Source organism: Persicitalea sp. (assembly GCF_041751555.1).
Classification (GTDB): domain Bacteria; phylum Bacteroidota; class Bacteroidia; order Cytophagales; family Spirosomataceae; genus Persicitalea.
Window position 1 is genome coordinate 15,638 of the sequence record NZ_JBGSXF010000496.1, and the last position, 19,842, is coordinate 35,479.

Sequence of the window (19,842 nt, forward strand, 5' to 3'; positions counted from 1 at the left end):
TTGTGCAATTTATTAGATTTGTACAAAATTAGGATTTTGAGCATTATAGCGCCCCAAAAAATATACTATGGAAGATTACAACAAGATCATTGAATCCCTCGGAGTGAAGTTCGTGAAATCGCGGCATATCCAGATGAACCAGCCCATCACGATTAAGAACTTTTATGATGTCCAGAACTCTTTGACCATCCTTTACGATGGCGAAGTTTCCTTCGCCGTTGAAGGTGACGACGAACCTCAAGAGGTAGAGGCAGGCGATATGTTGTTTATCCCCGGTGGCAAGCACGCCACGGTGACTTACGGCAGTTCCAATTTGGCCAAGACGGTTTCGAACGAGGATTTCATGACCAATCGCGACAACTACATTCAGTCGGGCTACGACCCGCTGACGATTGGAAAGCTGCCCAATTCGTTTGGTTTGGTCTCTTTTGAGGCCAAAGTGTTCGACACTGTTAATTTCTTTACGTCGCTCGACGTGCCGCCTTTCCTCATCAAGCGCGACGACCAGATCGCCAATACGATCAACCAGATCTTGGCCGAGGACATGAACGACATCGCTGGAAAAGGCCGGGTCATCAAGATCAAAACCGAGGAGGTAGTGATTGAGATTATCCGCTATATCCTTAAAAATAAGCTGTTCGTCGAGCAGTTGGTCACTAACAGTACCTATTTTAAAGATCCGCGCCTGATCGATATTTTTGCCTACATCAAGGACAACCTTGGCGGCGATCTGTCTAATAAAGTACTGGCTAACGTTGCTAACGTATCGGAAGATTACGTAGGACAGTACTTTAAGATGCTTACGGGTATCAACCCACAGGACTACATCGAGTACCAGCGTATGGAAAAGGCAGTAGATCTACTGCGTACTTCCAAGAAGAGCATTCGCGCCATCGGTTCCGACGTGGGCTATAAGGACACCGCCTATTTCTGTCGCCGCTTTAAGATGATGTTCGGCATCCCGGCGGGCAAAATGCGCCGCCGCGAGTCGCTGATGAACGTTTAAATGAGTTGACAGTGGACGGTGCCCCGGCGTGCTTCTGCCACGATACCGAAAAAGCCGCAGGATTCGTCCTGCGGCTTTTCGTATTGTAGAGACGCGATTTATCGCGCCTAATCGTCGAATTTGCTATTCGAGTTTTGCCCTGAAATATCCTACACCAGCCCCGTAAACAACCCCGGCGCGACGCCGAAAAGAATTGTAATGATGGTAGCCGAGATCAGAACGATCTGATAAAAAGGCGCGACACGGATTTCAGCGGTGTCGCCTTCCTTCATGTAAGCTGCTATAATGACCCGAAAGTAGTAGTAAATCCCTACTGCCGACATCAGTACAGCGACGATTAGCAGCCAAATAATACCGCGCTCGGCGGCACTTCCGAAGACGAAGAATTTACCCCAGAATCCGGCGGTAAGCGGAATGCCTGCCAGCGAAAGCATCGACACCGTCAGCACAAAAGCCAGCAGCGGATTGTGGCGGGCCAGACCATTGAAGGCTTCGTACGTTTCACGCGGCTTGCCAGTCATGGCCTTTTCCCGCGCCAGCGGAATAAGTACCCCAAAGGCGCAGATTGTCGCCACCGAATAGGCCATTGAGTAAAACAGGATGGAGTTTTCAGTTTGGGGCGTCATGGCGGTAAGGGCAATGAGCAGGTAGCCCGCGTGGGAAATGCTGGAATAAGCCAGCATTCGCTTAAAACTATCCTGATAAACAGCGATGATGTTTCCTACCAGCAAAGTTAGCACCGTAATGACCGCCAGCGTAATCCACCAGTAATCGTAGATTCCGATAAAGGAGTGTGAAAGCAGCCGATAGAGGGCCGCGAAACCAGCCGTCTTTACAATCGTGGCCATGAAAGCCGTGAAGATCGTAGGGGCCCCCTCGTAAACGTCGGGTGTCCAGAAGTGGAACGGTGCCGCTGACACTTTGAACAGCATACCAATAAGTACCAGTAGCAATCCGCCGTACAGCAGATAGGAAGGATTGCCCTGACCGACGTACGCGAAAATTCCCGTCAGGCTGAACGAACCCGTAGCTCCGTACAGCAGCGCGATGCCGAACAGCAGAATACCCGTAGCAAAGGCTCCCATTAGGAAGTACTTCAAAGCCGCCTCGTTGGAACGCAGGTTTCGTTTGTCACTGCCCGTTAGCACGTACATGGCTACCGATAGAATTTCCAGCCCGAGGAAAAGCATGATGAGGTTCTCGAAACCAATCATCATGAATGCACCTACCAGCGAGAAAAGCATAATGGCATAGTACTCGGCAGGTTGCGCTTCATCATCATCCTGAAAGCCGCGCGTCATGGCAACAATCATGAACGCCGAAACCAGCACAATGCCGTTGAAGGCCAGCGAGAGGTTGTTCACCGCCAACATATTATAGAAGTACAGAATCGTTCCTTGATTCCACTCCACGAAATTGCCAACCAGGCCAATGGCTAAAAACAGCAGCGTCGCAGGCAAAAGGATAGCCTTAGTTTTTGCGAAACCCAAAAACAAAACGACGATTCCCAGGAAAGAGAGGAGTATGATAGGGATCATGTATTCAATGATAGAATGAGCGAATGAGTGAATGAGTGAATAGCCGTTAGTTGGCGCAAGCAGTATTCTATCATTCTATCATTCACTCATTCAAAATTAATTATGTATAAATCTCAAAAGTTGGTTAACCGTCGGTTCGGTCATTTCCAGGAATGTAGCGGGATAAATGCCAATCCAAAAAACCATGATGGTCAGGGGGATAAGTACCGCTCGTTCACTAAGAGTCAGTTTTGCAAAATGCTCGGTATTGATAGACGTTTCGCCAAACATTGCTTTCTGGAACATTCTCAATAAATAAACTGCTCCCAGAATAATAGTCAGTCCGGCGATGGCGCCCAGCCAGTTGTTGTACTCGAATACCCCGGCCAGCAACAGGAACTCACCCACAAAACCACTCGTGAGTGGCAAGGCCACGCTGCCGAGCAGCATCACCATGAAATAGACGCTCAGGCTGGGTGTTTTTTGCGTAATGCCGCCCAGATGATCGAGGTAACGGGTATTGGTACGACTGAAAATAATGTCGATGATGAAGAACATACCCACGACGTTGATGCCGTGGGCCAGCATTTGGATCAAGGCTCCCTGCATCCCGTTGAGGGTAGTTGAGAAAGCTCCGGCGGCCATCAGACCGACGTGCGCGAAAGACGAATAAGCCACCAGCCGCTTCATGTCGCGCTGTTGAATGGCGATGATGGAACCATACACAATACCAATGACGGACAATACGATAGCCACCCCGCCCCATTCGTTCAATGCCAATGGGGTAATTGGCAGCAAAAGTCGAATGAGACCATACACGCCCATTTTCAGCATGATCCCCGCCAGCAGCATCGTGGCCGGCGTGGGCGACTCAGTGTACGTATCGGGCTGCCAGGTGTGGAACGGAAACAGTGGCATCTTGATGGCAAAGGCGATGAAAAACGCCCAGAATACCCAACCTTGCGCGGCAGGTGTCAACTGTAAGTCGTAGAAAGCCGTAATGGCTGAAGAATGCGTGCCAGGTGTTTGGTAGTATAAGTACACCAACGCCACGAGCATAAACAAACTACCAAAAATCGTGTAGACAAAAAACTTAAATGTGACCTTCAAGCGATTTTCCCCACCCCAAACGGCAGCCAGGAAATATACCGGAATCAACGCCGCCTCGAAAAAGAGGTAAAAGAGAAAGGCATCCGTAGTCGTAAAGACGCCCACTAGGGCCGATTCCATAAATAAAATCAGCGCGTAAAAGGCCGACGGATTCTTGTAGTTATGCCCAAAAGCCGAAAGTACGATCAACGGCACCAAAAAGGTCGTCAGCAGCACCAGTAGCATACTGATGCCGTCGATGGACGCGCCAAAGGAAATCCCGGAACCGGCGATCCAGTCGTAATTAAAGCCAAACTGCGCCCCGCCTGCCGGATTGAACTGTGTCCAGATAAACACAGCGATCACCAGCTCGGCCAAAGCCCCGGCTAAGGCGATTTGCTTCGCCTTGCTTCCGCCCAAAAAGAACGTCAGCAGCCCGGCCGCGAGGGGAATGAGTATGAGGAGAATCGTTAGCATTAACTCAATTTTGAATGAGTGAATGATAGAATGATAGAATACTTTTTACACCACATTCAGTATTCTATCATTCTATCATTCAAAATTCTATCATTATTTTAAAAGCAGATTCCAAAACAGCACCACCACGACCCCCAAGACCATCGCGAAGACGTAGTAGCCAATGGAACCCGTTTGGGTTTGGCGGCCCAGATTAGATAGTCCTTTGACTATTTTTCCCGTACCCTCCACAAAAAGGTCGATGAAAAATTCGCCGAAACTCGCCAGCAGGCCGGAAAGGGTTTTTATAGGTTTCACGAAAACCGCGTCATACAGTTCGTCGATGTAGTATTTGTGATAGACTACGTTTTCCAAGCCCGTCCGTGCTTCGGACTCGGGAGCAGGGACGGCGTTTCTGCTGATGTACATAACGTAAGCTACTGCGGCGGCAATCAGCGCCACAGCGACCGACACTGCCATCAAAATGTACTCTTCGGAATGCGTAAGAGCCGTGGCCGCAAATGCTTCGGGGCTGACCTGCCGCGCGGCGTCGAAAAGCGGACTCATGAACTCGGCCAATTGGTGCGTGCCTCCCAATGCTTCGGGAACACCGATGAAACCGCCGACTGCCGAGAAAATAGCCAGAATCACCAGCGGAATGGTCATGGCGGCGGGCGATTCGTGCAGGTGGCTTTCCTGCTCGGAAGTACCCCGGAAACTACCGAAGAAAGTCAGGAACAGCAGCCGGAACATGTAAAAGGATGTCATGGCTGAACCCAGCAACCCGATTCCCCAAAGTAGTTTGTTGTGTTCAAAGGCATGAGCCAGGATTTCGTCTTTGGAGAAAAAGCCTGCGAAGGGCGGCAGTCCGGCAATGGCCCAGGTAGCCACGGCGAAAGTAATGAAGGTGATAGGTAGTTTCTTCCGCAGTCCACCCATAAAGCGAATATCCTGCGGATCGCCGCCCGGCCCGTCGGACATGGCATGAATCACGCTGCCCGCGCCAAGGAACAGCAGTGCCTTGAAAAATGCGTGGGTGATGACGTGGAACATGGAAGCCGAGTAAGCCATCACGCCCAAACCCAGAAACATATAGCCTAGCTGACTCACTGTGGAATAAGCCAGAACCTTCTTGATGTCATTTTGCAAAAGGCCGATAGAAGCCGCAAATAGGGCCGTTACTGCGCCGACGACCGCCACAATTTCCAGCGTTTCGGGGGCCAGCGTGTACAGTACATTGGAGCGAATGACCATGTAAATTCCTGCCGTGACCATCGTGGCCGCATGAATCAGGGCCGACACAGGCGTGGGACCCGCCATCGCGTCGGGCAGCCAGGTGTAGAGCGGAATCTGCGCCGACTTACCCATCGCTCCCACGAACAGCAGCATAGTTATAGCGAACACGACGTGGTCACCTACGGGTAGTCCAGTGGCCTGACGAAAAACTTCGGTGTATTCGACCGTTCCGAAGGCATGAATGATCGTGAAAATGCCCAGCAGAAAGCCCAAATCCCCAATGCGGTTCATGATGAAGGCTTTGCGGGCGGCGTTGTTGAAGTCGGTGTTTTTATTCCAAAAACCGATCAGCAGATAAGAGCAGAGCCCGACGCCCTCCCAGCCGATGAACATGATGACGTAGTTGGAGCCCAGCACCAGCACCAGCATGAAAAACAGAAACAGGTTCAGGAAGGAGAAGAATTTCCCAAAACCCGGATCGTGCTTCATGTAGCCAATGGAGTAGATGTGAATCAGCGAACCTACGCCCGTGATAATCATCAGCATCAACAGCGACAACTGGTCGATCTGGAAGGAAAACGGAATGTTCAACTCACCAACGCGAATCCAGTCGAACAGCGAAACTACCATTGGCTGACTGCCCCCCTCTTTGAAAGCGAGCAGCACCGCCACCGACGCGGCAAAACTACCCAAAGCCGCCAGCGAGCCAATCAGCCCGACCGCTCCCTTGGGAATATGTCGAAACCCGATCCCATTGATCAGAAAGCCGATCAGGGGAAGCAAAGGGATTAAAACGAGTAATGTAATAGGCATACTTTGATTTATAGTCTTTGCCCAGCGGCACTGTCAACTGTCCACTGAATTTACCCCTTCAATTTATTTAAAAACCCAATGTCGATTGTCCGGGTATTTCTATAAATCATGACAATAATGGCCAAACCTACCGCGACTTCGGCGGCGGCTACGGCCATGATAAAAAAGACGAAAACCTGGGCGGAAGGATCGGATTTGTAAGAGGAGAAGGCGATCAACAACAAATTGACTGAATTGAGCATCAACTCCACCGACATAAAAATAACAATGGCATTGCGACGGATCAAAACCCCCAAGATGCCAATCACGAAAAGAGCCGTGCTAAGAATCAAGTAGCTTTTGAGCGGAATAAGTTGGATTATATCCGGTATCGAGGGTTCCTGCATGGAAAAAAGCCTTTGGACAGTAGATTTACAGGCCTTTTGACCCGTAAAATTCGGGCAAATTTAAAGATAAAAATTCCTTACTCAAGCCTTGAAACCATGATTGTTCTATCGCTTGGTCAGCGCGCGGAGTTTGATCTCAGTCAGACGGCGCTTGGTATCGAGCGGGAAGTCGTTCTTGATAATCCAATCAAAGAAGGCAGGTTCCTTTTTGAGTACATCAACTACCTTCTTGCCGTTGTGTTTACCAAAGTTGAAAACTTCTTCGCCCTGCTCGTTAAAAATCATCCGTCCGGCGAAATCTACGTTGGGTGAGGCCGTCAACATGTGGAGCTTGTCCATGTCATTATGAATCGGTACCGACTCATTGCCATCGCCGTCGGTTACGGACACGTCGGCGTAGTGCTTGATTTGGGCATTTAGTACTTCGTAGGTAGCGAGGGCATCCACTTCTGCCCCATGCGCGCCGACCAAATCTTTCCCGCAGTAATACTTATAGGCAGCGGTCAGGTTGCGTGGTTCCATAAGGTGAAAAATGCGCTGGGCGTCGATCAGGCGGCGTCCCTTGGCGTCGAAATCCACGTCGGCCCGCAGGAATTCCTCCACAAGCAGCGGCACGTCGAAGCGGTTGCTATTGAAACCCGCCAAATCGCACCCTTCCAGAAAAGCGACCAGGTTTCGCGCAATTTGTTTGAACGTAGGGCAGTCCGCCACGTCCTCGTCATATATCCCGTGAATCAAGCTGGTTTCTAACGGAATCGGTACTTCGGGATTCAGCCGCCACGTTTTGACTTCCTCACTACCGTCGGGCATCGCCTTTACTACCGAAATCTCAACGATGTGGTCTTTGGCGATATTGGTACCGGTAGTTTCTAAATCAAAAAAGGCAAGGGGACGTTTTAATTGTAGTTGATGAGGCACGGGAGGAGATCGTTCTTAATTCAATATTGTTATGTTCCGGGCCGCGAAGGTAAGCAAATTAACTTCACTCCTCCCAGCCAAACGACTTTGTCACCGCCTTTTGCCAACCTTTATAAAGCCGACTGCGCTCCTCCTCTTCCATCGCCGGATTCCAGGTACTGTCAATCGCCCAGTTCTTCCGCAAATCGTCCAGGTCTTTCCAGTAACCCACTGCCAGTCCGGCGGCATAAGCCGCGCCCAAGGCGGTAGTTTCGGCCACGGCGGGGGCCACGACCTGAGCGTTCAGCATATCCGACTGAAACTGCATGAGCATTTGGTTAGCGACCATACCTCCATCTACACGCAGCGATTTTAGCTCGATGCCCGAATCTTCTTCCATAGCGTTGACTACGTCTACGGTTTGGTAGGCGGTAGCTTCCAGCACGGCGCGGGCAATGTGGCCCTTCGTCACGTAGCGCGTCAGTCCGGCGATGACGCCGCGGGCATCGTTGCGCCAGTAGGGTGCGTAGAGGCCCGAGAAGGCCGGAACAAAGTACGTGCCGCCGTTGTCGTCTACGCTTTGGGCCAGTGTCTCGATATCGCTGCTTTTTTCAATCAATCCCAGGTTGTCGCGCACCCATTGCACCAAAGCACCCGCGATAGCAATGCTGCCTTCCAGCGCGTACTGCACGGGCTGGTCGCCGAATTTGTAGGCGATGGTAGTGAGCAGTCCCTTTTCCGACATTTGCATTTCGTCTCCGGTATTCATGACTAAGAAACAGCCCGTTCCGTAGGTATTCTTGGCCATGCCCGGCTCAAAACACGCTTGCCCGACGAGGGCCGCGTGTTGGTCGCCCAGCGCGCCGGCAACGGGGACGCCCGGCAGTGACTCGGAAGTTACGTGTCCATAGACCTCGCTGCTACTTTTAATGGCGGGTAGCATGGCTTCGGGAATTCCAAAGGTTTTCAGCATCGACGCGTCCCATTGCAGTGTCCGCAGGTTCATGAGTTGGGTGCGACTGGCGTTGGTCACGTCCGTGACGTGGATGCCGCCCCGGGAGCCGCTGCCCTTCGCGCCGCCAGTCAAATTCCAGATCAGGAAAGTGTCCATATTACCGAAGAGCGCATCGCCCTTCTCGGCGTCGGCACGCAGACCCTCGACGTTGTCCAGCAGCCATTTTAGTTTTAGGCCGCTGAAATACGTCGCCAGCGGCAAACCTGTAATACTGCGGAAGCGGTCGATGCCGCCCTCTTTTTCAAATTGCGCGACCAGTGCCCCCGTCCGGGTATCCTGCCAGACTAGCGCGTTGTGGTACGGCTTGCCCGTCCGACGGTTCCAGACGACGGTAGTTTCGCGCTGATTAGTTATGCCGACGGCGGCTACGTCACCTACGGTAGCTGACGCCTTGATGCGGGCCAGGGCAATAACCTCCAGCGTGTTTTTCCAAATCTCATCGGGATTGTGTTCTACCCAGCCGGGCTTGGGGTAAATCTGTTCGTGTTCCTTTTGGCCTACGGAAACGATATTACCCTGGCGGTCGAAAAAGATGCAGCGGGTGCTGGTAGTACCCTGATCAATGGCGGCGACGTATTTGGACATAAAAATCTAATGATGAGTGATGAATGATTTCTCGTCAATATCCATACTGGAAGTACCCTTCAATATGACACTTTTTGGCTATCTTTGAAAAACTCACCAAAGTAAGTAGCTATGGAACAGGTTCCTCAAGTAGCAGAAATTCCGAAGATATTGATTTATGAAGAGTTCGACGGACACCCGATCTACCGAAAAGGGTACAAGGATTATGTGTTGGGGCTAAAAAAAATTGAGGAGATCAATATGGGAACGAGCATGATGCAATGGACGATCACTAATATCATCAATAGACATTTAATGATGATCCTTCCCAAGAGCTATCGCTTTGGACCGGGAGAACTGGGTCTTCATTCTGCCAAAGGGACTAACTTCTCGGCTGATATAGCCATCTTCCGGGAAGGTATGTCGAATAAGGAACTGCTCTCCCTCAAATACGCTAATATCCCACCAAGCGTAGTAATAGAAGTGGACATCAAAGCCGACGAGTCAGACTACTTTACCAGCGAGGAAGACTATTTCCATAAAAAAACCGAACGGCTGCTTCAATGGGGCGTCGAGCGGGTAATTTGGGTATTTTCTTCTTCTCAGCGAATTCTTGTCGCCGACAACCTGGAAGAATGGAAATTCATTCGTTGGGATTTACCCTTTAAAGTCATCGACGACCACGAAATGAATCTTTGGAACTTGATGCTGGAAGACGGATTCGAGGCATAGCCCGAAAACTACTCCACTTCCAGCACCACGTCGTCGCTCATCGGGTGGGCCACACAAGTTAAGATGAAGCCCGCCTCCAGCTCGCTTTTGGACAACGCGTCTTCTTCATCCAGATGTACCTTGCCCGACACGCAGCGGCCCATGCAGGCGGTGCACATGCCCGCCTGACAGGAATAGGGCAAATCTATGTCCAAATCCAGCGCCGCTTCCAGCACGGTCTGGTGCGGCTCTACCCGAAACTTGTACTCACTGCCTTCGTACATGACCGTCACCTCGTGGCCCTTGGGTGAATCGTCGTCGATTGCTTCGGGTGCTTCGGTCACGTCGCCGTGGGCTTTGGCAGTGGTGGCGGTCAGGAAGCTTTCCTTGTGAATACGCTCGGCGGGAACGGCCAGGATGTCCAGGGCGCGCTTAGCTTCCTCCATCATGTCGTCGGGACCACAGAGGTAGTAGTCGGTTTCAGTGGGATCGGGCTTAGGCAGCCCTTCCATGATTTTCAGGATTTGGCTTTTATTGAGCCGCCCTGTCTGGCCGGGCCAGGCCGCCGAGGGCTGGCTGAGCGCATAAATAAGTTGCAGACGCTCACCGTACTTGGCTTGTAAAGCGTCCAGTTGATCTTTGAAAATGATGCTGTCTTCATTTCGATTACCGTACAGCAGACAAACGTTGCTTTCCGGCTCCACCATCAGCACCGACTTGGCGATGGATATCAGCGGCGTGATCCCACTGCCCGCTCCGATCAGTACGACGCTACGCTTTTGGTCGGCGTCGAGTTTCGGCACGAAATGCCCCATTGGCTCCATCACTTCCAGCACGTCGTCCACTTTCACTTCCTTCGTCAGGTACTCCGACGCAAAGCCGCCCGGTAGCCGCTTTACGGTAATCGCCAGCGACACATCGGTGTAAGGCGAACTCGACATGGAGTAGGAACGGCGGACTTTACTGCCGTTCTGCGGCAGGAGGAGCGTCAGGAACTGCCCGGGCTGGTATTTGACCACCTCGCTCAGCGGGTGCCAGAAGTGCAGCGTAACGGCGTCCGGCGTTTCCTGGGTGATTTCTTTTATTTTTAAAAAATAGTACTTACTCATGGGGTGGTTGGCACAGTCTGCTTTTTCTCTGTTGAACAGAATCTTTCTTTTCTTTCAGGCCGCAAAAGTACGACTTTGATGGAAAACTACCCCGCGCCATCAATGTTTTCCGTGTCCGTTAATTTAGACATTGAACCAGTACGTAAGCTTCAAAACCAGCGCCCGGTTCTTGGAATTCAGCCAGCCAAGGCTATAAGGGTGATCCGGGTCGGTGGCGAAGTAGTTGTCGGTGTAGACGACGAAGAAATCCGACACGGGCTTGAAACGCCATTGGAGGCGGGTGTTGAGATTGACGTTGTTGACCTGATTGTTGTACTGCACCACGGTCGTCAGGAACACGGTCTTGCTGAACGTAAGGTCCAGGCGCGGACTGACCAGCACGAGCGTGGCGTCGGAAAAGCCCTGGGTTTCGGGTAGGTCGATGCGGTTGTAGCTCACATCTACCGACAGGTTGACGAACGGCTGGTAGCGGTAGCTGAAATTAGTAGTAAGGTTGGTGATATTACCGTTAAAGTAAGTACCGAAGCGACCGCTCAGGTCGTAATTGAAGAGATCGGCGCTGTTGGACGAGTACGAAACGCGCAGGCTGCGGTAGCGGTAGGCCGTTCCCTGCGGTAGAGCCTTGCCGCCCTGATTAGCCGGGTCGAAGCTGCGGTCAAACAGGTAGGTGTAGTCGGTACGAACGGGCGTGAGGCGGAACGAACTATTGTCGCTGAAGCGCATGAAGAACTGGATCGGCGAAAAATCCCAGTCGGTGTACTTGCCCGTAGAGGCCTGAATCCGCATATCACCATCCATGCCCAAACCCCAGCTATTCACGATGCGGTTGATGCGCGGGTTTTTAGGAAAAAACGAGTAAGCCACACTGGGTGAAGTACGCCAAAGGTCGTTGCGCGGTACGAAGCCGATTTGGCTGACGTTGTACCCGGCCCCGATGCGCGTAACACCCGCTGCGAAGTCCAGTCGTGAACTGCTGTAGTCGAGCGTGGCCGCCGTAGCCGTGGCGTCTCGCGGGCTATCGGGTGTAAACGATTTATGAACAAAGAAGTTGCCGCTCAATTTGCCGTCGCGTGAGGCCAGCTTGTAGTCCACGCCCGCCATGCGGTTGTAGGCCAGGGCGGGATTCGGGTTGTCTTCGGCAGTCGGGAAACTCTGCTTGTTGACAAGAATCATCCCTAATGTAGAGCGGGAGAAAACCCGCTGTTGCAAGGCCAGCACTGAGTAGTTGGCCGAAGCCTGCACATTTTCTTTGGCAGCAGTCTGCATTGTGAGCAGCCCCACGCGCAAGCGGTTACTGACTTTACCGCTCAGTCTCGCCCCGGCCAGAATTGGTACCACCACGTTGGCGCGGGTGACGCTGTCGCGCCCAATACCGATGCGCCGCGAAAAGAAAGGCGTGATAACCGACGAACTACCCCCGCCGCCGCTCCCGGAACTACTACTGGACACGCCGCCCGTCCCAAAGCCCGCGAACAAGTCGCTGTTTTCGAGAAAGAACTGTCGCCGCTCAGGGAAGAAAAGCTCGAAGCGGCTGAGGTTGGTAACCTGCCGATCCACTTCGGCCTGCGCAAAATCGGGGTTCACTGTGAGGTCTAGGTTGAGCGAAGGTGTTATGGCAATTTTGGCGTCGATGCCCAGGCCGGGTTTGCCTACGCCGTCTTTTTGGTTGAGGTAGTCGCGGCTTGTATTGTACGAGACGTAGGGGATCAGCGAGATATTCACACCCGGCTGCGGGGGCGGTGCATCCCAGATGAGTAGGCCGGAAAAGGCGATGTTGTTGCTCCGTATTCCCCGCGGAATAGGCGCCCAGGCCGAGCGCTCGTTGATGTCCAGATTGTTACGAAAAAAATTGACGTTCCATTCGTTGGTACCTTCGGTTATCTTATAGCGCAATGTTTTGAAGGGGATCGCCAATTCCACCACCCATCGGTCATCGAAGTTGGTCACTTCGGTGTACCATTTGTTGTCCCAGTCGTTGGTCACGTCCACGCCGTTCGACAGTAACCCCTCACGCTGCACACCGTAAGGGTTCACCGCAAAATGGAAGGCATTTTGCTTGTCCTTGAACGTATCCAGGTTTACGATGATAAGATCCGTGCCGCCACCCTGCGGAAAATCGCGCCGTAATGACTGCACGGCGTAGTTGCGTGGCTGATATATTACGTAACTGATGTAAAGGTTCTCGTCGTCGAAAGTCATCCGGGTTTCGGTCTGCTGCACGGCGGCGGAGGTGTCATAAGGGAACGTCTGTCGGAAGGGGCTGGTCACCTCGGCAGCCTGCCAGTCGGGTTCGTCAAGGCGTCCATCCAGCACGATCGTCCCTATAGCCTTGCGGATGTGCAGCCGGTAGTTTTCCTCGTTGGTGGTTTGGGCCTTTGAAAGAGAGGAAAGGAAGAATGCAGGAAGGAGGAAAGAAACGAGGAAGTAGTATTTTTTCAAAAGTTAAGGCTGTATTGAGAGATCTTCAATGAATCGTCTGCAAAACTACGGCTTGGAGTCGAATTGTTCACCTCAATTTGAACGCCCTTTCAACCAATCATGGCGCTTATTGAAAAGCCCCCGAAAATTCGACGTAAAATTATCCGGCTTTCCCCTATTCAAAACTTAAACCCACGGGCTAATTCTTACTTCCTGGCTCATTTTTTCCAGACCGCACTGCTGTTATTAACATAGCAAACCAGGAATCGAATTCTTGATTTCCGCCCCCAGCCAGGTGTCGGAGTACTTTTTGATATTCAGGATCGAAGTACGAAGCCAGTTCGAATAGCTCCCGCGACCGTTCTGCCTCGTAAGGTACGCCGGGTTGGTAGTGCGCCAGCCCGGCGGCGGCCCGTTGCCTGTCCAGTTCCACCTTCGTGTTGACCCATTCTTCGTGCACCTTCTCACCAAGCGCGTAGGGAACCACGTAATCGACAGATTTCCTGATGCTACCGCCCGCCGGATTTTGGTAGTCGAATATCTTGATACCACCCTTATCGTTTCTGAACTGATCCATCGTGATCGCTATGACTAGCAGGGGTTTTAGACCCGACACGTGATAGCCCATGGCATCACGCTGGCGCAAGTCAAAAGTCTCACCGTCGTCGTACAGGGCATGGTCGATGTATTTCTTCAAATCCTCCACGGCATATCGCTCGAAATCTTCGCGACCCACGATCAGTCCGATCGTTCCTACTAATTTAATTTGCTTGGTCTTCCAATTATTCTGCGGCATGTGCGGGTAAGCAATTTCGGCCGCCGCGATTTTGCTAAGCCACGTCTGCACCCGCTCCCGCTCATCGGGCGAAAAGTACTTTCGCAGGGTTTGATAACTATGAATCAGCGGCTCGAATTTGTTCTCGTTGATGGGATTACCCGTAGGCTGGTAGGTATTCGCCCAGGCCACAATGTATTCCTTGGCATTTTTGGCGTAAGCTTCGTCCTGCGTAGCATAATAGGCGAACAGCCAGGCCGCAAGTTTATCCATATCGCGCAAGCTCTTTTCCGTGTCGATCCGGTTAGGGTTAGTATCCAGTAAGCCCTCGTAGTGAATCACCTTTAATGGGCGCGGCTGGTCGTTCAAGTACCCCTTCGCCTCCCGCTCCGCTTTTAACCACAGTGCTTTGGCGTCAGGATTGGTTTGGATGAGTTGGCGCAGGTACTTTTGTTGTGGCGGAGTCAGGAGGAGCGTTTCAGGAATTTCGGCCTGAGTGAGGCGCGGGAGGAAGAACAGGAATAGAAACAGAGAGCTGAGTTTCATTGTCTGCCTTTTAGAATATTGGATATCTTTATGGTTGTCAACGATAAAGACAAAAGCAGTTATGAACTACCAGCCAAAAGCAATCAGGCCATTCATTGGCGCAAAAAACTTCGATGAATCACGGGATTTTTACAGAGCCCTCGGTTTTGAAGAATCAGTCATCGACTCCAAAATGAGCCTTTTCAAAGTCAATGACAACCTGGGTTTTTACCTCCAAAATGCCTACGTGAAAGATTGGGTAGACAATTCTATGATTCTGCTGGAAGTGGACGACGTTGAGAAATGCACCGCCGAACTACTGGCAAAAGGACTGCACGAAAAATACGAGAAGGTTAGATTCTCCGAAATCAGAAACTCCGAATGGGGTAGGGAATTGTTCATGCACGACCCGTCGGGCGTGTTGTGGCATTTTTTTGAGTTTAAGCAGTAACGCAAAGGGCTTATTGATTCTTACCAATCCACCACCGATCCATCCAGGGCATTGTACGTCTCAGGATTCTTCCAGTCGTGGCCGATTTTGTCCTTCATCTGTTCGTCGTCTAATTCTACGCCAAGTCCGGGCTTTTGGGGAATCATCACCGTACCATCGCTTTGTAGTTTGAAGGGTTCTTTCAAGTACCCTTCACCGAGCGAAACCTGTTCCTGCACGAGGAAATTCGGAATGCTGGCGGCCAGGTTGAGCCCCACGGCCAGAGAGATCGGCCCCATTGGGTTATGCGGAGCAATGGGAACGTAGTAGGCTTCGGCCATGCCCGCGATCACGCGGCCTTCGGTGATACCGCCCGCGTGACAGAGGTCGGGCTGAATGATACTGGCCGCGCCCTTTTCCAAAATTTCGCGAAAGCCCCACTTGGTAAAAATCCGCTCGCCCGTGGCGATCGGCAAGTGGGTGCCGCGCGCGATGTCCACCATCGTGTCTACATTCTGCGCCTGACAGGGTTCTTCGATAAACATCGGTTTGTACTGCTCCAATTCCTTGATAAGTACCTTGGCCGTTTGCGGAGAAATGTTGCCGTGGAAGTCGATGGCTATATCCATGTCCAGACCGCCCGCTTCGCGCAGGGAGGCGAAGTTATCGGCCGCGTACTGAATGAATTTCGGGTTTTCGACGATGTTGGCCGGGTTTATCTTAGCTACCCCCGTTTTGATGACGGTAAAGCCCTCGGCCTTACGTTGCTTGATTTGCTCGGCATTGGAAGCCCGTCCGTAAATGCGGACGCGGTCGCGGGTTGGGCCACCGAGTAGTTCGTAGACGGGTACGCCCAGTAATTTTCCTTTGATGTCCCAGAGGGCGTGGTCGATGCCGCTTAGGGCGCTGGTTAGAATTGGGCCGCCGCGGTAAAAGGCATGGCGGTAAATCGCCTGCCAGTGGTGGACTACCTGGCGCGGGTCTTTGCCGATGAGGTAGGGTTCTACTTCTTTGATGGCCGTGGCGATAGTCAACGCACGGCCTTCCAATAGCGGCTCGCCCAGGCCATAAATGCCGCCTGCATCGGTGTGGATTTTCAGGAAAATCCAGCGTGGTTTCACCAAAAAGGTTTCCAGTTTGGTGATTTTGACTTGGCCATACGCCCGAAATGGCTCGGGTGCCGCAGCGGCAGCGTAAGAAGCTTTAGGAAGGGCAATGGCAGTCATGCCCGCGACACCGAGGACGGATTGAATGGCACTGCGGCGGGAGATAGCGTTTGTTTTCATAGCAACTTTGGTTTCTAGGTTAAACGGTTGAGGGTCAAACGGCATTCTTATATTGCTTTCGCGTTATTCAGTTTAGACAAAAATCATTTAACCGTTTGACCTTTGACCATTAACCCCTCGTTGAAATGTATCCAACCAGAGATCCTGCCCCCCTACCAGTTATGTATCGACCCGTCCGGTGCCTTCAAAATCGGGTGCGGGAATTTGGTTTTTTCCTTCACCTCCATCACGAAAGTGGCTTTCTTTGGATCAAACTTTACGCCCAGGCCGGGTGCATCGTTGAGGTAGAGTTTACCATTCTTGAAATTGATAAAATCCTCGTTGAAATAGGGCGGGCGCTCGACCTCACCACCGCCCAACTCCATCATGCAACGCGACGGGCTACTCGACCCCAGTACATGTACCAGCGCGGCCGTGGACAGCGGCCCCGTGAAGTGCGGAATCATGCCTACATAATGTGTTTCGCAAATTGCGGCCAGTTTCTTGAACTCGGCGATGCCGCCCGTGTTGGGCAGCGTAAAGCGCGTGTAGTCGATCAGTCGGTCTTCGATGAGTTCGTTGCTGTCCCAGCGGTCGCCGTACTGCTCGCCGACCGCAATGGGTACTTTGGTCATGGAACGCACATTTTTGTACACGCCGGGATTCTCCGACCGCACAATGTCTTCGATAAAGTAAGGTTCGAGTTCTTCCAGCGCAGTGCAGATTTTCAGGCCATCGATCAGGTCGAAGCGCGTGTGCAGGTCGATGGCCCAGTGGCCGCCGCCGCCCACGGCTTCGTCGATGCGCTTGCAATGCTCGATGGTTTTCTTGACGTTTTCGTAGTAGTCGAAGGGTTCTTCGCCGTTGCCGCCCGTTGGGCCGATGCGGTAGGCGCGGAAGCCCGCCTTGATGCAGTCGCGCGCGCGCCCTTCATCAGTTTTGGCAGTAGAGGGACGGAAGCCCGTGGCGTAACATTCAACGTAGTCGCGGGTCGCACCGCCGAGTAGTTCGTACACGGGTACTTTCAGGGCTTTACCCTTCAAATCCCAAAGCGCCATTTCCAAAGCGCCCAAAGCGTGGAGTTTTTCGCGGCCCGGCGGGTAGAACATACCGCGATAGACGTACTGCCACAAGTGTTCGATGCGGAACGGGTCTTCGCCGATGAGCATCTGGGCGCACTGCTCGATCATATCTTTTGAGCCGCCTTCGCCGATGCCGATGATGCCACCGTCGGTTTCGATTTCAACGATGCCCCGCGCTTGGTTGAACAGCGGCTTGTTGTAGCCCGGCGCAGCGTAGTAGCGGATTTTGGTGATTTTTAAGTTGGAGGCGGCCTCAGATTGGTACAATGGCAAGCCGGAAAGTACGGCGGCGGAGCCGAGGGCAGTGGATTTTAGAAAGTTTCGTCTTTGCATCTTAGCGGTTTCTATCTGAGTACTTATTCTGCTAATTCTACCTTCTTCGCCATTGACGAATCCCGCGCGACTAGCTTCGCCTCCATCAGGATTTGCATCATGCCTTCATCAGGATTGTTGAGCTTACCAATGAGGTATTCTACCGCGGTTTTACCCAGCAGCTCAATGGGCTGTTTCATAAAACTAATGGGACAATAGTATAGATCAAAACCTTCGGCTTGTCCAAAACTCACGATGGCCAGATCGGATGGTACTTTCAAGCGCAATTTATTGATACACTTCAAACCGTTGATCGCTAAGCCATAAGTAGCAAAGATCAGCGCGTCCAGCCTTTGGCCGGAGGAAATGATTTCGTCGAGGGCGGCTTTGACTTCTTGTTCCATTGTTTCAAAATGCACTTTCTGCAACCAACTCGGGTCGAATGCGATGTTATGGTCGCGCAGGGCATAGCGGTAGCCGCGAATCCGTTCCGCCATGTGGAACATCTGCGACTGGTAAGCAAACAACCCAATCCGCTCGTAGCCTCCCCGAATCAGATGCGTGGTGGCATCGTAGGAGGCTTTGTAGTTGTTAGTCGCGACGAAGTCGGTCTGGATGTCAGGAAAATGGCGGTCCAGCAGGACAAAGGGGATGTTTTTCTCTTTTAGATAGTAAATCTGTTTTTCCGAATTCTCGGAAGAAACGATGATAAAACCATCCACCTGCCGATTGATCAATACACTCAGCAAATCCCAGGCCTTTTCAGCATTTTCGTCGCAACTTCCAATAATGACTGTGTAGCCATTGCGGTGAGCCTCGTCTTCCACTACGCGGGCAATGTTGGCAAAAAACGGGTTTGAGATATCGGCAATCACCAGCCCAATGGTAAAGGTCTTTCCGCTCCGCAGGCTTTTGGCCAAATGATTGGGACGGTAGTTCACCTCCTTGGCGATCTTCCGAATTTTCGCCGCCATCTCGTCCCCTACCCGGTTTTCTTCAGCTTTCCCGCTAAGTACATAGGACACCAAAGCCGTGGATACCCCAGCTCTGGCAGCGATGTCTTTCATGGAAACCTTGCGTGTTCTCACGTGTACAATGATAGAATGAGTGAATGAGTGAGTGATAGAATAGGCTGGCGCAAGCAATATTCTATGGCAGCGGCCAACCGCCATTCTATCATTCTATCATTCAAAATTAAAACTACGGCCTGATAATTGTCCCGTCTGCCCGGCGTACCTGCCAGTTGGATTTGGTGCCGATGGGGTACTTGGCGGCTTCTTTTTCGTTGATGTCCACACCGAAGCCGGGCACCTCGTTGACTGACATATAGCCGTCCTTCATCGTGGGGCAGCCCGTGAAGACGTCCTTCATCTTGTCGGAGAAATTCACGGCTTCCTGAATGCCGAAATTCCAGATCGCGAAGTCAATGTGCGCCTGCGCGGCGTGGCCCACGGGCGACACGTCGCCAGGACCGTGCCAGGCCGTGCGGACGTTGAACCACTCGCCCAGCCGCGCAATTTTCATGGCGGGCGTCAGACCTCCGATTTGTGAGACGTGGCAGCGGATGTAGTCGAACAGGCGGTTGGCCATTGGTTCCTTGAACTCGTTGATGTTGTTGAAGAGCTCGCCCATAGCGATGGGTACCGTCGTGGACATCCTAAGCTGCCGGAACCACTCCATATTTTCGGGCGAGAACGGGTCCTCGATGAAAAAGGGACGGTATTCTTCCAGCTTCTTGATCATGTTGATGGCGTTCATTGGCTGCACCCGCTCATGGATGTCGTGCAGGAGTTCCAGTTCCTCGCCCACGCGTTCCCGTACGGTCTTAAACATAATCGGCACCGATTTCAGGTACGCCTGCTCATTCATGAAATTGTCGGTCGCGCCGCCGAAGCCCGCTGCTTTGTAGTCGGGCGTTTGGGCCGTGGCGCCCACGGCCCCGTAGCCACCCTGCTGAATGCGTACGTGCTTGAAGCCCTGCGCTTGGAACTTCTGCACGTCTTCGGCCACCGCCTCGGGCGAGTTGCCGTTAGCGTGAGTGTAGCACGGAATCGCGAAACGCACTTTGCCACCCAGCAATTGGTAGACGGGCATTCCGGCGCGTTTGCCCTTTATGTCCCAAAGTGCCTGATCCAGGCCGCTGAGGGCATTGTTCAGTACAGGGCCATTGCGCCAGTACGAGCTTACATACGCGCCCTGCCAAATATCCTCAATATTGTCAACGTCCTTGCCATTA

The 19,842-nt window shown here is 52.3% G+C and carries 16 protein-coding genes; 3 read left to right on the top strand and 13 right to left on the bottom strand.

Going from position 1 to position 19,842, the window contains the following annotated elements; genetic code table 11:
• Positions 1-67 precede the first annotated feature (67 nt).
• Positions 68-1,006 carry a helix-turn-helix domain-containing protein gene (locus ACEW8P_RS17435; RefSeq protein ID WP_373514353.1) on the top strand — a complete coding sequence of 313 codons (939 nt, stop codon included), beginning with the start codon at positions 68-70 and terminating at the stop codon, positions 1,004-1,006.
• A gap of 149 nt (positions 1,007-1,155) precedes the next feature.
• On the opposite strand, the gene ACEW8P_RS17440 is transcribed toward ACEW8P_RS17435, so the two are convergent.
• The 6 genes from ACEW8P_RS17440 to glpK form a co-directional block, all read right to left on the bottom strand.
• Positions 1,156-2,544 (bottom strand): NADH-quinone oxidoreductase subunit N, encoded by a 1,389-nt coding sequence (locus ACEW8P_RS17440; RefSeq protein ID WP_373514354.1) that lies wholly within the window; start codon positions 2,542-2,544, stop codon positions 1,156-1,158.
• Between the two features lie 96 nt (positions 2,545-2,640).
• Entirely contained in the window at positions 2,641-4,089 is a 1,449-nt protein-coding gene (locus tag ACEW8P_RS17445) for a NuoM family protein (RefSeq protein WP_373514355.1), read from the bottom strand.
• A 93-nt stretch (positions 4,090-4,182) separates the two neighbouring features.
• A complete protein-coding gene (nuoL, locus tag ACEW8P_RS17450; RefSeq protein ID WP_373514356.1) occupies positions 4,183-6,117 on the bottom strand; it encodes an NADH-quinone oxidoreductase subunit L in 1,935 nt (644 codons plus the stop codon).
• Between the two features lie 50 nt (positions 6,118-6,167).
• On the bottom strand, positions 6,168-6,503 hold the full coding sequence (gene nuoK / locus ACEW8P_RS17455; RefSeq protein WP_189562538.1) for an NADH-quinone oxidoreductase subunit NuoK: 336 nt from the start codon (positions 6,501-6,503) through the stop codon (positions 6,168-6,170).
• 105 nt (positions 6,504-6,608) lie between these two features.
• Complete coding sequence (locus tag ACEW8P_RS17460; RefSeq protein WP_373514357.1) at positions 6,609-7,421, bottom strand: exonuclease domain-containing protein; 813 nt, start codon at positions 7,419-7,421, stop codon at positions 6,609-6,611.
• A 64-nt stretch (positions 7,422-7,485) separates the two neighbouring features.
• Complete coding sequence (gene glpK, locus ACEW8P_RS17465; RefSeq protein WP_373514358.1) at positions 7,486-9,000, bottom strand: glycerol kinase GlpK; 1,515 nt, start codon at positions 8,998-9,000, stop codon at positions 7,486-7,488.
• Positions 9,001-9,111: 111 nt separating this feature from the next.
• Between glpK and ACEW8P_RS17470 the strand changes: the two genes are divergently transcribed.
• Entirely contained in the window at positions 9,112-9,711 is a 600-nt protein-coding gene (locus tag ACEW8P_RS17470; RefSeq protein ID WP_373514359.1) for a hypothetical protein, read from the top strand.
• An 8-nt stretch (positions 9,712-9,719) separates the two neighbouring features.
• On the opposite strand, the gene ACEW8P_RS17475 is transcribed toward ACEW8P_RS17470, so the two are convergent.
• The 3 genes from ACEW8P_RS17475 to ACEW8P_RS17485 form a co-directional block, all read right to left on the bottom strand.
• Positions 9,720-10,799 (bottom strand): 2Fe-2S iron-sulfur cluster-binding protein, encoded by a 1,080-nt coding sequence (locus ACEW8P_RS17475; RefSeq protein WP_373514360.1) that lies wholly within the window; start codon positions 10,797-10,799, stop codon positions 9,720-9,722.
• Positions 10,800-10,922: 123 nt separating this feature from the next.
• The gene (locus ACEW8P_RS17480; RefSeq protein WP_373514361.1) at positions 10,923-13,238 is read right to left on the bottom strand and encodes a DUF5916 domain-containing protein; all 2,316 of its coding nucleotides are present in this window, start codon (positions 13,236-13,238) and stop codon (positions 10,923-10,925) included.
• A gap of 178 nt (positions 13,239-13,416) precedes the next feature.
• Complete coding sequence (locus ACEW8P_RS17485) at positions 13,417-14,538, bottom strand: alginate lyase family protein (RefSeq protein ID WP_373514362.1); 1,122 nt, start codon at positions 14,536-14,538, stop codon at positions 13,417-13,419.
• 61 nt (positions 14,539-14,599) lie between these two features.
• Here ACEW8P_RS17485 and ACEW8P_RS17490 point away from each other — a divergent pair, with 61 nt between their 5' ends.
• Positions 14,600-14,968: a VOC family protein gene (locus ACEW8P_RS17490; RefSeq protein WP_373514363.1), complete on the top strand. Its 369-nt coding sequence runs from the start codon at positions 14,600-14,602 to the stop codon at positions 14,966-14,968.
• Positions 14,969-14,988: 20 nt separating this feature from the next.
• Here the strand turns inward: ACEW8P_RS17490 and dgoD are convergent, their stop codons facing one another.
• The 4 genes from dgoD to ACEW8P_RS17510 form a co-directional block, all read right to left on the bottom strand.
• Positions 14,989-16,233, bottom strand: coding sequence for a galactonate dehydratase (gene dgoD / locus ACEW8P_RS17495; RefSeq protein WP_373514364.1), 1,245 nt, complete (start codon positions 16,231-16,233; stop codon positions 14,989-14,991).
• A 152-nt stretch (positions 16,234-16,385) separates the two neighbouring features.
• A complete protein-coding gene (locus ACEW8P_RS17500; protein ID WP_373514365.1) occupies positions 16,386-17,627 on the bottom strand; it encodes a mandelate racemase/muconate lactonizing enzyme family protein in 1,242 nt (413 codons plus the stop codon).
• A gap of 23 nt (positions 17,628-17,650) precedes the next feature.
• Positions 17,651-18,673, bottom strand: coding sequence for a LacI family DNA-binding transcriptional regulator (locus ACEW8P_RS17505; protein ID WP_373514366.1), 1,023 nt, complete (start codon positions 18,671-18,673; stop codon positions 17,651-17,653).
• 133 nt (positions 18,674-18,806) lie between these two features.
• Positions 18,807-19,842 (bottom strand): enolase C-terminal domain-like protein (locus ACEW8P_RS17510; RefSeq protein WP_373514367.1); only part of this gene is annotated, 1,036 nt, incomplete at its 5' end.

Excerpts from the sequence above, each read along its gene's own strand:
- ACEW8P_RS17435 (WP_373514353.1), top strand. The coding sequence starts at position 68 with ATGGAAGATTACAACAAGATCATTGAATCCCTCGGAGTGAAGTTCGTG.
- ACEW8P_RS17490 (WP_373514363.1), top strand. The coding sequence starts at position 14,600 with ATGAACTACCAGCCAAAAGCAATCAGGCCATTCATTGGCGCAAAAAAC.
- ACEW8P_RS17470 (WP_373514359.1), top strand. The coding sequence starts at position 9,112 with ATGGAACAGGTTCCTCAAGTAGCAGAAATTCCGAAGATATTGATTTAT.
- nuoK (WP_189562538.1), bottom strand. The coding sequence starts at position 6,503 with ATGCAGGAACCCTCGATACCGGATATAATCCAACTTATTCCGCTCAAA.
- ACEW8P_RS17440 (WP_373514354.1), bottom strand. The coding sequence starts at position 2,544 with ATGATCCCTATCATACTCCTCTCTTTCCTGGGAATCGTCGTTTTGTTT.
- glpK (WP_373514358.1), bottom strand. The coding sequence starts at position 9,000 with ATGTCCAAATACGTCGCCGCCATTGATCAGGGTACTACCAGCACCCGC.
- ACEW8P_RS17445 (WP_373514355.1), bottom strand. The coding sequence starts at position 4,089 with ATGCTAACGATTCTCCTCATACTCATTCCCCTCGCGGCCGGGCTGCTG.
- ACEW8P_RS17475 (WP_373514360.1), bottom strand. The coding sequence starts at position 10,799 with ATGAGTAAGTACTATTTTTTAAAAATAAAAGAAATCACCCAGGAAACG.
- ACEW8P_RS17505 (WP_373514366.1), bottom strand. The coding sequence starts at position 18,673 with ATGAAAGACATCGCTGCCAGAGCTGGGGTATCCACGGCTTTGGTGTCC.
- ACEW8P_RS17500 (WP_373514365.1), bottom strand. The coding sequence starts at position 17,627 with ATGCAAAGACGAAACTTTCTAAAATCCACTGCCCTCGGCTCCGCCGCC.
- dgoD (WP_373514364.1), bottom strand. The coding sequence starts at position 16,233 with ATGAAAACAAACGCTATCTCCCGCCGCAGTGCCATTCAATCCGTCCTC.
- nuoL (WP_373514356.1), bottom strand. The coding sequence starts at position 6,117 with ATGCCTATTACATTACTCGTTTTAATCCCTTTGCTTCCCCTGATCGGC.
- ACEW8P_RS17485 (WP_373514362.1), bottom strand. The coding sequence starts at position 14,538 with ATGAAACTCAGCTCTCTGTTTCTATTCCTGTTCTTCCTCCCGCGCCTC.